The sequence below is a fragment of the Hungatella hominis genome (assembly GCF_014288005.1).
GTDB classification, from domain to species: Bacteria; Bacillota; Clostridia; order Lachnospirales; family Lachnospiraceae; genus Hungatella; species Hungatella effluvii.
The window spans coordinates 588548-601242 of sequence record NZ_JACOPB010000002.1 but is presented as its reverse complement, the minus strand read 5'-3'; the positions used below and the strand labels follow the sequence as shown (position 1 = coordinate 601242).

Sequence of the window (12695 nt, the reverse complement as noted above, 5' to 3'; positions counted from 1 at the left end):
AAAGGGAACGAATAAACAGCATTTAATGACAGGAGAATAAATCATGAAGATAACTATTGCAGAAAATGAAAAACAATTTGACGAAATCGTTGCCTGGAGAATTATCGGACAGATTCTGGAGAAGAAGAATTCCGTAATCGGCCTTTCCACAGGGCAGACGACTACAAATATGCACAGAATTGTCAGCGAGCTGTATGAGCTCCATCCCTTTGACGTCTCGGAAGCCGTGTTCTTTAACGTAGATGAACTGACGAATCTCCCGCGGAGCTATGCGGGCAGCTGCTATGCCATGATACGCAGCCAGCTGCTGGACCATTTAGGCGTGCCGGATGAGCGCTTTTTAATGCCGCTCACAGAGAGTGATGATTTTGAACTGGAAAGCAGAAAATTCGAGGACAGTATCAGAGAACACGGCGGTGCGGATCTGCAGATACTGGGCATCGGCTGGAATGGCCATATCGGGATCAATCAGCCGGGAACACCGTTTGGCAGCGATACCTGGGTATCTCCTATGGACGAGATATTCGAGGCAAGGGTGAGAAGAGAGACGGGAGTGCCCGACGGGCACGAGCTGGGCGGCCTGACACTGGGGATCAGGACGATCATGCAAAGCAGGCGGATTATTCTGGCGGCAAAGGGAGCACATAAGGCGGAGATTATAAGACAGGCCCTGCAAGGACCTGTGACTGAAGCGGTACCGGCCTCCATTCTTCAGCTGCATCCGAACTGCGAGGTGCTTTTGGATCGTGAGGCAGCCAGTACAGCGTTGCGCAAGTTCCAGTGAATTCTGCACTCGCTATTCACGCCAGGACCACGCCCGCGAAGCTAGACGTAGGGTCCACTACGCCGTCGCTTCGCGGACGCGCCCCTGACGCCAATATCAAGTGCATAATTCACCGAAACTTACGCAATGCTGTACTGGTACAGCATTAGCTTTATAAGTGTTACCAGATTTTAAGCTTTACAGAAATATAAATCCCGGATTCCCGGCGAATTGCGGAGTGATGACAGAAAGGACGGAATATGCGGATGAATGCAGAGTTTCAGCAGGAACTGATGGAGAGTGGTTACATACACAGACCGCTGCCTCTCCACGAGGAAGCATCTCTGGAACAGACGGAGAGAGAAAAAAAGGTGACAGCGAGGCGGGCCGTGTGGAGCGGAGGCGGGGAGGGCTGCTGCGGCAATCCTGTGTCCATGGAGCGCGGAACGGTGGAAACTGTCCGGATAGAAGCGGAAAATATGCTGGCTATGGAGGCCCCTCTCCTGTGCCCGTGCTGGCCCGAAGGGATGCCGCAGGATGGCGACTGCGCATATTACGGCCATATTCATGCGGCATTTCCGGTGAAGGAGGCGGACTGGACGTCGTTTCACCGCGTACGCGCCCTCATCAGGCCGGAGTGCGACGGATCGAGAACGGTCAGTCTCTCCATGTATCTGGAAAATGACGGAGAGCGCAAAGTGCCGGACCGGTACCGTCGACAGGGTTTTCATATGATGAACTTAAATAACCACCAGTGGAACGACTGTATATGGGAGTTCCCGTCTCTGCCGCGGGACTGCGTGAGCGGATTTGGATTTCGCTACCGGATCAATGGCCGGGATACCGCCAGCGGCGAGAACGCTGTCTTCTATGTAAAGGAAATCTGGCTGGAGGCTGTGGAAAATCCGGGAAAGGAAAGCGGCTGGCTCCCGGAGTCAAATCGATTCTGCTATTCCACCTGCGGCTATGAGTCAGGTGCATCTAAGAAGGCGGTGCTGGCTGCGGGGGCGGATACGGATACATTTACAATTGAGGACCGAAAGGGACAGATTTGTCTGGAGAAACGTCTGGAAAATGTGGCCTGGAAGGGAGAAAACTTCCAGATCGCGGACTTTTCAGAGCTGACACAGGAGGGGGAATACCGAATCTGTGCAGGCGGCATGGCCGGAGACTGGTTTCCGATAAGGGACGGTGTTCTGGAGGACGTAACGTGGAAAGGAATAAACTTCCTGTTCTGCGAGCGGTGCGGTTATCCGGTTCCAGGCAAGCATGGCCTCTGTCACATGGACACATACGCGGAGCATAAAGGCCTGAAGCTTCCCTACTGCGGCGGATGGCACGACGCGGGCGACATGTCCCAGCAGACGGTCCAGACCGCGGAGACTGTAGAGAGCCTTCTGGAGCTGGCTGCAGAGCGAAGAGAGAGCACGCTGCTCTGCCAGAGACTGATGGAAGAGGCCATGTGGGGACTTGAATTCATCTTCCGGACGAGATTCGGAGACGGTTACCGGGCCACCAGCCTCGGCCTGATCCGGTGGACCGATGGAAAAATAGGCAATGACGATGACGCTTCCAACGTGCGGGTTCATAACCACGCCCTTGAGAATTTTATCTGCGCCGGAGTCTTTGCGTTGGCCGCCGAGTGTCTGGGCGATTACGACCGGGAGCTGGCCTGGCGGTGTGCGGGGGCGGCAGAGGAGGACTTCGGATTTGCACAGGAACGCTACCGGACCCATGGCATGGAACTGCCTCTTCCGTGGGAGCACACATACTCTTCCTCTGCGGCGCTTTATTATGGAGAGATTGTGACCGCCGCCGCCAGAATCTGGAAAGTGACGGAGAAGGAGGCGTACGCGGAGGCGGCGGCAGAGTATGGAAGGAAACTCCTGGACTGTCAGGAAAAGGATTCCTCAAAGACGGGAATGCGCGGCTTTTTCTACAGGGACGAGACCCATCAGGATATCATCCACTACAATCACCAGGCCAGGGAACACGTTCCGGCCACGGCCCTTGTACTGCTGTGCCGTGTGCTGGAACACCATCCCGACAAGATCTTGTGGGAAGAGGGAATCCGCCTGTACGGAGAATATCTAAAGAATCTGCTGGGGTATGCCTCCCCCTATGAAATGTTTCCGGCCGGACTCTATTCGGAGACAGCGGAGGATCCGGATATTTTCCGCCTGCTTCATTTGCAGGCGGATTATGAGACAGAGAAAGATAATCACACGCTTCAGGTGAAAGCGGGAACACGGGTGAAAACGGGCTATGGAGTGCGCCAGTTCCCTGTATGGTTTTCCTTTCGGGGAAATACGGCGGTGATGCTGTCCGCGGCCAAAGGCGCGGCTGCTGTGGGCGGATATCTAAAGGATACATTTCTGATGAAGGCCGCGGCCTCCCAGACGGACTGGCTGTTCGGCAAGAATCCATTCGGCCGCTCTCTTATGTACGGTGCAGGCAGGGGATATCAGCAGCTTTTCTCCACATTTCCGGGTACCTGTGTGGGACAGCTGCCCGTGGGAATCGAGACGGACGGCAATTCCGATGTCCCTTACTGGCCCGGCGGCAACCAGTCTACCTACAAAGAAGTCTGGGTCACATCAGTTGCCAAATTGTTTGGAATAATTGCGGAAATATACAAAAATCAGACATAAAGTATGAAATAGCAAACTAAAAAACATATAAAAAAAGAGGAGAAATTAAAAAAAGTAAGCGGTTAATTAAAAAAAGTGATAAAAAAGCCGAATAAAAAGAAAAAAAATACTTGAAAACTAACAAAAAGTATGATATTCTAAAACCACCAAAAGAAAAAATGATTTGAAAAAGCATAAAAAAAGTTTGAAAAATATGAAGAATATTAATAACTGCTTTTATGCAAAGAAAAGGAGGAGAATTAAATGAAGAAGAGATTTATGTCCTGCCTGCTGGCGACTGCTATGGTGATTACCTCACTGACAGCGTGCGGAGGCGGAAAGAGCACCACAACTGACACCACTGCGGCTGCAGGCGGAGACGCAAAAGAGACAACAGCCGGAGAGGCAGCGGGGGATACAAAGGCAGAGAGTGGTGACAGAAAGAAAGTTGTTTTCTGGTATTCCCATACAGGTGATGAGGCAACCTGTTTTGAGAATGCGATTAAGGCTTATAATGAGAGCCAGGATAAGTACTTTGTAGAGGGGTTAAGCGTATCCGATAAGCAGAAGATCATCGTTTCCATTTCCGGCAATGAGGCGCCTGACGTTATTGAGGTATCCAACCAGGATGTTCTTTCCTACGCCACCAACGGTCTGGTAGAGTCCATCTCCGATCTGGCGGCGGCTGATAATTACGATCTGCCGGGCGTATTTTCAAACCAATCCCTGGAAGCCAACACTCTTGACGGCACCGTATACGGCGCCCCGCTGGCATCCATGATTATTCAGATGTTCTATAATAAGGACATTCTTGAGGAGATCGGCTACACAGAGCCTCCGAAGACCATGGAAGAACTGTATGAGATGGCGATAAAGGCCACTGAGGTTGACGATAAGGGGACCATTACAAGACTCGGCTATCCGTTATTCCCGCTGGCAAGTGCAAGACAGGAACTGATTTACGCTTTCGGCGGAAAGTGGTGGTCAGATGACGGATTAACCTTAACACCGGATGATCCGGCGATCCTCGACAGTCTTAAGATGAACATCGACTTCAGAAGCCAGTACGGAATTGAGAAGGTTCAGGAATTCGTAGCAACCGCCAATACCAACCGTTATACAGAGAACGATATGTTCTTCGCCGGAAAGCAGTTATTCCGTTTTGACGGAACCTGGATGGCAGCCATGATGAAGAATTTCAACTCCGATGTGAACTATGGCGTAGCGCTGATCCCTGGAACCGAAGCACATCCGGAGATTGCAGGAACCAGCCGTTATGAGACCAACTCCTTAAGCATTCCGGTCGTAGCGAATGAAAAAGAGGGAGCATGGGACTTCGTTAAGTACTTCACAAACTCTGAGGCGACAAAAGAACTGTTAATCGGTATGGCAAACCTGCCGACACAGCTTGCATTATATGATGATCCGGATATTCTGGCACAGCCGAACTTCGATATGTTTATTGAAGCGCTTAAGACAGAAAACGGCATTCAGTATGCGAAGATTGAAGATCTTGCAAAATATACTTCCTTAATTGAAGAGTATCTTGACTATGCTTACAACGGTATGCAGACGCCGGAGGAGGCCATGAAGGGCCTTGCCGATCAGGCAAAGATGCTTCAGTAACCCATAACTCAGCGGGTCACCGTGACAATCAGAATATCACATATGATGCCGCAGCACATATGTGATATTCGTATTTATTCAGCTATACAGCTGAATAAGTACTGATATCCGGATCGTTTTTGCGATCTCACACATCAGAAAGGAGTAGTCCAATGTCAAAACCGACTGCCAAGAAAATGAGCAAATCAGAACGGCGGGACAATATCAATGGATTTCTGTTTGCACTTCCATGGATTATTGGATTCGTATGTTTCAGCCTGATACCGCTGCTCACCTCGTTTTACTACAGCTTCACGTCCTTTAACCCGGTGAAGCCGCCGGAATGGATCGGCCTTGAGAACTTCAAGTATATTTTCCAGGACCCGCTGGTTTTCAAGAGCCTGAGAAATACTCTGTTCATGGCCTTTGTATCCACTCCCATCAACTTATTCATTGCAATGCTCCTTGCTTCCTTATTAAATAGTAAGTTTAAGGGCAGGGGTGTGGCGAGAACCATTTTCTTCATGCCTTCCATTATCCCGATGGTTGCGGCTACCATGGTATGGATCTGGATGTTCGACCCTACATACGGCTATATCAACCGTGTCCTGGAGATGGTCGGCATCAACGGGCCGTCCTGGCTGGTTAATCCGGCCTACACGAAGTGGGCGCTGGTATTAATGGGTACCTGGTGTACCGGTACGACCATGCTGATCTGCCTTGCGGCGCTTCAGGATGTGCCGAACAGCTATTATGAAGCTGCCGAGATTGACGGAGCCAATGCCTTTGACAAGTTTTTCCGGATTACGATGCCGTGTGTGGCGCCGGTTCTGGTTTATCAGGGGATTTTGAATATCATCAACTCGTTCCAGTATTTTACACAGGTATATGTTATTATTAATGCAAGCTCCGGCGGCGGCGCCAGCAATGCCAGCGGCGGGCCGGCCAACTCGATTTTAATGTATCCTCTGTATCTGTTTAATACGGCTTTCTCCTATATGAAGATGGGGCGGGCTTCTGCGATGGCATGGCTGTTGTTTGTCATTGTATTTGTACTGACGCTGGTAATGACCAGGATCACGAAGAAGGTATCCGAGAATGGCGTAGGGGGTGAATAAGAATGAAAAACAATAGTGCGTATTATAAAAAACGTTTAAAACCGATTCCGAAGTATGTACTTGTCATCGTGCTGAGTCTCGTCTTTTTTTCACCGTTTTTAATTATGGTGACGACGGCCCTTAAGACAAACGCGGACGCCTTTCAGCTGCCGGTCAGACTGTTCCCGAGAGAGATCATCTGGAACAATTTCCCGGAGGCCATGGCGAAGATTCCTTATGTCAGATATATGATGAATACCATTTTTATCACGCTGCTTTCCGTAGTGGGACAAATGATAGCTACCCCTCTGGTAGCCTACTCTCTTGCCAAGATCAAATGGAAAGGCGCTCCCATCATATCCGCTCTGATTATGGGAACGATGATGATCCCCTATACGGTAACCATGATCCCGTTATATAAAATCTGGTCCAGACTGGGCTTCACCAATACATATGTACCGCTGATTCTGCCGACATTCTTTGGCAGCCCGTTCTACATCATTATTATGAGACAGTTTTTTGCGGGTCTTCCCAACTCCTTAATGGAGGCGGCAAAGATTGACGGCGCAGGTGAATTTAAACGCTACATCGCCATTGCACTTCCGCTTTCAAGACCTGCGCTGACAACCGTCGGTATCTATGCGTTTATCAATGCCTGGTCCGATTACCTGGCGCCGCTTATTTATATCAACAAGACAGAAAAACTGACGCTGTCCTTAGGTCTTCAGGGTTTCCTAAACCAATACTCGGTTGACTGGACGCACCTTATGGCGGCGGCGACTATTTTCGTAATTCCGGTCGTAATCTTCTTCCTGTTCTTCCAGAGGAACTTCGTAGAAGGTATTGCAACGTCCGGTATCAAGGGCTAGTAGGAGCAGATTATGGAACATAGAATTACACTGAATGGCACCTGGAACTGGTGCGATATGGAATCGAAGGAATGGCATAAAGGAACTGTACCGGGAACTGTTTTGACCGATATGATGGATGGCGGTCTCATAGAAGATCCCTATTGGCGGACGAATGAGTATGAGACCAGGGAGCTTTCCCGCAGGGATTACCGATATGAAAGAGAGTTTGAAGTGCCGGAAAGCTTTTTCCGGGAAGAAGAACAGTGCCTTGTGTTCGAGGGACTTGATACGATCGCGGACATTTATTTGAACGACGAACTGCTCCTCGCGGTAAATGATATGCACCGCACCTGGAGAATTGATGTAAAGGGAAAGTTAAAGGCTGTAAACCGGCTGGCTGTTGCGTTCCATTCCCCCACCGCCTTTATCGAAAAGGCGGACCGGGAGGGCGATATCTTTTATGCGTCTACCGGCTGTATGAAAGGAAACGGAGCGCTCAGAAAGGCTCATTATATGTTCGGATGGGATTGGGGTCCTCAGCTTCCCGATGCCGGAATCTTCAGAAATGTCTATCTATCCGGCTTTTCAACCGCCCGTCTCGATGATGTGAGAATTCGCCAGGAACACGGAGCCGGCGGGGTGAAGCTGTCGGTTGAAAGCAGTGTAAGGAAGCTCAGCGAAAGTGACACGGCTGGAAGTGGTACGCTTGCATGTAAAATCACAGCACCGGACGGAACCGTGATATCCGTGGAAAAAGAGTTATGCATAAATGATACCATCGAAGCCCTGATCGAAGCCCCGCAGCTGTGGTGGCCGAACGGATACGGCGCGCAGCCGCTGTACGCGGTCCGTGTGGAGTTAAGGACGTCGGATTCTATTCTCGATGTGTGGGAGAGAACGATTGGTTTAAGGACCGTCACGGTCTGCACCGACGCGGATGAGTGGGGGAACCAGTTTGCCTTTGTGGTCAATGGCCAGAAGATATTTGCCATGGGTGCCAACTACATACCGGAAGACAATCTCCTCGGCCATTTGAGTGAGGAACGCAGTGAACGGCTGATCCGTGACTGCGCCAGGGCCAATTTTAACTGCATCCGGATCTGGGGAGGCGGTTACTATCCGGAGGACTACGTATATGACGCCTGTGACCGTTACGGAATTCTGGTCTGGCAGGACTTAATGTTCGCCTGCAATGTCTATAATTTAAACGATGAATTTGAAGCTAATATTCTGGCTGAGACGGCCGATAATGTGAAACGAATCCGCCACCATGCATGCCTTGGCTTATGGTGCGGCAACAACGAGATGGAATGGGGCTGGCGTGACTGGGGCCGTCTGGAGGGACACAGACCGAAATACAAGGCGGATTACACGAAGATTTTTGAAATGCTCCTGCCCCGTCTGGTAAAACAGGTGGATGGCCAGACGTATTACTGGCTTTCTTCTCCATCGTCAGGCGGTTCATTCGATGATCCCAATGATTTCAACCGGGGCGACAACCATTACTGGGAAGTGTGGCATTCAAACAAACCGTTTACGGAGTACCGGGATTTTTATTTCCGGTTCTGCTCGGAGTTTGGCTTCCAGTCATTCCCCGGAAAGAAGACGCTGGATAGTTTCAGCCTTCCGGAGGATCAGAACATCTTCAGTGAGGTCATGGAATCTCATCAGAAGAACGGCCTTGCAAATACCAAGATATTCTCCTATATTTCCGGCTATTATAAGTATCCGAAGGATATGGAGAGCATCGCTTATATTTCCCAGATTCTCCAGCTGAAGGCGATTCAGTACGGCGTGGAACACTGGAGAAGGAACTGGGGCCGGTGCATGGGTTCTATCTACTGGCAGCTTAATGACTGCTGGCCGGTGGCTTCCTGGGCCAGCATTGATTACTATGGCCGCTGGAAAGCGCTGCATTACGGAGCGAAACGGTTCTATGCCCGTTTCATGGCTACTGCCTGTGAGAAGGAAGAACTGAGTACAGAGATTGACTATTACATTCATAATGAATCCTTTGAGGAGAGGAAGGCCGTATTAAGGGTCCGCCTCATCGACCGGGATTTCCATACCCTGTATGAGACGGAAACGGAAATCACGGCGGCGGCCTTCGAAGTGAAGAACGTGCTTCCCATGGACTTCGCCCCCTTCCTGGCAGAGGCCGGGCTGAAAAAGAGGGCGGTGGCGGAATACAGTCTGATCGAGGATGGCTGTGCAGTAAGCCGCGGAACCACGCTGTTTGTGAAGCCGAAATACTTTGATTTCAAGACTCCGGAGTACCGGATTTCCGTGACAGAGAAGGCGGATGTATTCTGTATTCACGCAGACGCTGATACGTATGTGAGTTATGCGGAACTAAGCCTGGATGGGTATGATGTGGTATTGGAAGACAATTTCTTCGACATAACATCGGAAGAAGGCGTGGATATAAATGTGGATAAAAAGGAATTCCCGAACCAGGTAACGGCGGAGGAAGTGGCGGCTGCACTTCACATCAGGAGTGTGGCAGACAGCTTTTAAAGGGAGGAAGAACGTATGCAGAAAGAATTACTGGATCAGTTGGAGACACCCTGCATTGTCATTGATATGGCCAGGACGGAGAAGAATGTGATCCGGATGCAGGCGGAAGCGGATGCGGCCGGATGCAGGCTGAGACCGCATATCAAGACGCACAAGATGCCGCTTTTTACCAGAATGCAGCTGGCTCACGGGGCCGCCGGCATCACCTGTGCGAAGGTCTCCGAGGCGGAGGTCATGGCAGATGGGGGAGCGGAGGACATTTTTATCGCTTACCCCATGGTTGGTGATTTCCGCATAAAAAGAGCCATCGCACTGGCCGGGCGTTTAAAACGCCTGATTCTGGCGGTGGACAGCATGGAATGCGCGGTGCCGCTTAATGAGGCGGCAAAGGCCGCCGGTATTACCCTGGAGGTCCGGCTGGAAGTGGACACCGGAGCGAAGAGGACCGGCGTCCAGAGAACAAAGGCCGCAGAACTGGCGAAGGAAGTCTATCAGCTTTCCAATTTGAATCTGACTGGTATTTATACCTTTAAGAGTCTGGTTTATCACGATGAGCCAACCGAGGATAAGGTCATCGCGGGAGCCGAGGAAGGCGATATGATGGAGGCTATAGCGGAAGAGATCAGGAAGGCCGGCGTTCCCATTGCCGAGATCAGCGCAGGCTCCACACCTACGGGCGTGGAGGTTGCGAAGACGGGAAAGGTGGATGAGATTCGCCCGGGCACCTATATTTTTAAGGATCACATGCTGTGCAAGGAGGGGGCGGCTGAGCCGGAGGACATTGCTGTCCGGATCTACGCTACAGTGGTCAGTACGCCATGCAGGGAGTATGCGGTGATCGACGGCGGCACGAAGACATTTCCCATGGATATTCTTCTCGATACGCCTCCCTATTATTACCCCGGATACGCACTGGTTGCCGGAAATGATGATCTTCAGCTTCGCCGTATGAATGAGGAACACGGAATTATTACCAGCAGAAAGGGAGACACCGGACTGAAGGTCGGCGACAAGGTGGAACTGATTCCGATTCACGTCTGCACCGCCATCAATATGCAGAATAAAGTTTATCTCTATGACGGGGAGACGCTGCGTCAGGAAGTGGTGGCTGCGAGAGGGATGCTGGTATGAGAACACTGATAAAAAATGGACTGGTTTATGACGGAAGCGGCGGTACGCCTTTCCGGAAAGATGTGCTTATAAAGGATGGATTTATCGAGGCGGTGACAGAGAGCACGGAAGCGGCCGCAGCGGAAGTCATCGACGCGTCGGGGCTTGTCGTGACGCCGGGCTTTATCGATACACACAGACACTGTGATATCGATGCCCTGTATAATCCTGAATTCGGCAGACTGGAGATGGCTCAGGGCCTTACGACGGTCATTGGAGGAAACTGTGGTCTGGCGCCGATTCCGGCCCCGAAACAGTACCGCCGGGATATTTATGATTTTATCGAGCCGTGTCTCGGTATTGCGCCTGAGGAGATGGCCATCGAACGGTTTGGCGATTATCTGGAGGAACTGGGGAAACGGGAGCTTCCGCTTCATGTGGGCAGCTTGCTTGCGACAGGGACGCTTAAGGCAGCGATCAGGGGATATGGGAAAGGTCCGTTTACCAGACAGGAGATGGACCAGGCGAAAGCCTATATCCGTGAAGGGCTTGAGGCTGGGGCCGCGGGCCTTTCCATGGGCATTATGTACCAGCCGGAATGCTATTCCGCCCGGGCCGAGATGCAGGAGCTGATTAGCGCAGCCGCACCGTTCGGACGCCCTTTGTCCTGTCACATTCGAGGTGAGGGGGATAACCTGGTCTCTTCTGTGAAGGAGATTATCGAGGTCACAAAGGAAGCCGGGGTCCCCTTGAATATCAGCCATTTCAAGGCAACCGGAGTGAAAAACTGGGGCAAAGAGATCTATCAGGCGATCGAACTGATTGACGCGGCCAGAGCGGCCGGCCAGGATGTGACTGTGGATTTCTATCCCTACTGCGGCGGTTCCACCACGCTGATCAGCCTTCTGCCCCCTTCCGTGATGGAAGACAGCGTGGAGCTGACCTTAAAGAAGCTTAAGACAGAAAGCGGAAAGGAAGAACTGAGGCGGGAGATCTACCGGGAGCATACAGGCTGGGACAACATGGTGACCGCCATAGGCTGGGAGCGTATTCTTCTTAGCTCCGTTACGAAGGAGGCGAACCGCAGGTTCACAGGAAAGAATTTCCGGGAAGCCGCATCCCAGGCCGGATACGAAGAGCCGGCTGATTTCTGCAGCGACCTGCTGGCAGAGGAACAGGGAAAGGTGGGAATCATCGTTCTCTCCATGTCCCAGGAGGATGTGGATACGGTAGCCCGGCTTCCATACTCCATGGTAATTTCGGATTCCCTGTACGGCGTGAGCGACTGTCCGCATCCCAGACTTTACGGTTCCTTCCCGAAGATTATCAGGGAATACGTCAGAGAACGCGGCGTTCTGACAATGGAGGAAGCAGTTAAAAAAATGACGCTTCTGCCTGCGAAGAGGCTTTCCCTCGATGGCCGGGGTATGATAAAAGAAGGTTACCATGCGGATATTAACGTGTTTGACCCTGCAAAGGTAAGGGTTTACGCGGTTTACGAAAATCCAAAACAGCTGTGCAGCGGATTTCAGATGATTATGGTAGATGGAACGGTTGCCGTTTCAGACGATAGGATATTGAAAAGAAACTGCGGCAGTGTTATAAAATTATAGTATAACGAAAAATCAGAAGAATGAGGGAATGAATCATGAGTGATGTATATGCAAAGTTAAAAGAATTAGGTCTGGAACTGCCGAAGGCACCTGCAAAAGGAGGCGTTTACTCATCCTCCAGAATGTTTGCAGGCAATCTCGTTTATATCTCCGGCTGCGGCCCGGTAATCGACGGTCAGGTGGCTGGCAAGGTTGGCAAGGAATTTACAAAGGAAGAGGCGTACGTATTCTCCAGGAATTCCATGTTAAATGTTCTGGCTGTTTTACAGGACCGCATCGGCGATTTAAACAAGGTAAAACAGGTTGTGAAGATCCTGGTTTATGTGGCAAGCGAGGATGATTTTTATGAGCAGCCATACGTTGCAAACGGAGGTTCCCAGCTTCTGGTGGATTTATTTGGCGAGGAAGCGGGAGCGCCTACCAGATCTGCAGTAGGCATGAACGTGCTGCCGGGGAATATTCCGGTGGAGACAGAGGCTATTTTCGAAATCGAAGAATAGGTCACAGGA

9 protein-coding genes are annotated in these 12695 nt (G+C 51.0%); all 9 read left to right on the top strand.

What is annotated here, in order from left to right; all coding sequences use genetic code 11:
- Positions 1 to 43 precede the first annotated feature (43 nt).
- The 9 genes from H8S75_RS06995 to H8S75_RS06955 all read left to right on the top strand — a co-directional run bounded on the left by H8S75_RS06995 (position 44) and on the right by H8S75_RS06955 (position 12686).
- Positions 44 to 784: a 6-phosphogluconolactonase gene (locus H8S75_RS06995; RefSeq protein WP_187020295.1), complete on the top strand. Its 741-nt coding sequence runs from the start codon at positions 44 to 46 to the stop codon at positions 782 to 784.
- Between the two features lie 245 nt (positions 785 to 1029).
- The gene (locus tag H8S75_RS06990; RefSeq protein WP_243270192.1) at positions 1030 to 3414 is read left to right on the top strand and encodes a glycoside hydrolase family 9 protein; all 2385 of its coding nucleotides are present in this window, start codon (positions 1030 to 1032) and stop codon (positions 3412 to 3414) included.
- Between the two features lie 243 nt (positions 3415 to 3657).
- The gene (locus tag H8S75_RS06985) at positions 3658 to 5019 is read left to right on the top strand and encodes an ABC transporter substrate-binding protein (RefSeq protein WP_187020291.1); all 1362 of its coding nucleotides are present in this window, start codon (positions 3658 to 3660) and stop codon (positions 5017 to 5019) included.
- Between the two features lie 152 nt (positions 5020 to 5171).
- Entirely contained in the window at positions 5172 to 6116 is a 945-nt protein-coding gene (locus H8S75_RS06980; RefSeq protein ID WP_187020290.1) for a carbohydrate ABC transporter permease, read from the top strand.
- Positions 6117 to 6118: 2 nt separating this feature from the next.
- Positions 6119 to 6964, top strand: coding sequence for a carbohydrate ABC transporter permease (locus H8S75_RS06975; RefSeq protein WP_187020288.1), 846 nt, complete (start codon positions 6119 to 6121; stop codon positions 6962 to 6964).
- A 12-nt stretch (positions 6965 to 6976) separates the two neighbouring features.
- Positions 6977 to 9463, top strand: a complete 2487-nt coding sequence (locus tag H8S75_RS06970) for a beta-mannosidase (protein WP_187020287.1) — start codon at positions 6977 to 6979, stop codon at positions 9461 to 9463.
- Positions 9464 to 9478: 15 nt separating this feature from the next.
- Positions 9479 to 10594 carry an alanine racemase gene (locus H8S75_RS06965; protein WP_187020285.1) on the top strand — a complete coding sequence of 372 codons (1116 nt, stop codon included), beginning with the start codon at positions 9479 to 9481 and terminating at the stop codon, positions 10592 to 10594.
- The gene (locus H8S75_RS06960) at positions 10591 to 12186 is read left to right on the top strand and encodes an N-acyl-D-amino-acid deacylase family protein (protein WP_187020283.1); all 1596 of its coding nucleotides are present in this window, start codon (positions 10591 to 10593) and stop codon (positions 12184 to 12186) included. The genes H8S75_RS06965 and H8S75_RS06960 overlap by 4 nt, the downstream gene beginning before the upstream one ends.
- Positions 12187 to 12221: 35 nt before the next feature.
- Entirely contained in the window at positions 12222 to 12686 is a 465-nt protein-coding gene (locus tag H8S75_RS06955; protein ID WP_187020281.1) for a RidA family protein, read from the top strand.
- The last annotated feature ends 9 nt before the right edge of the window (positions 12687 to 12695 follow it).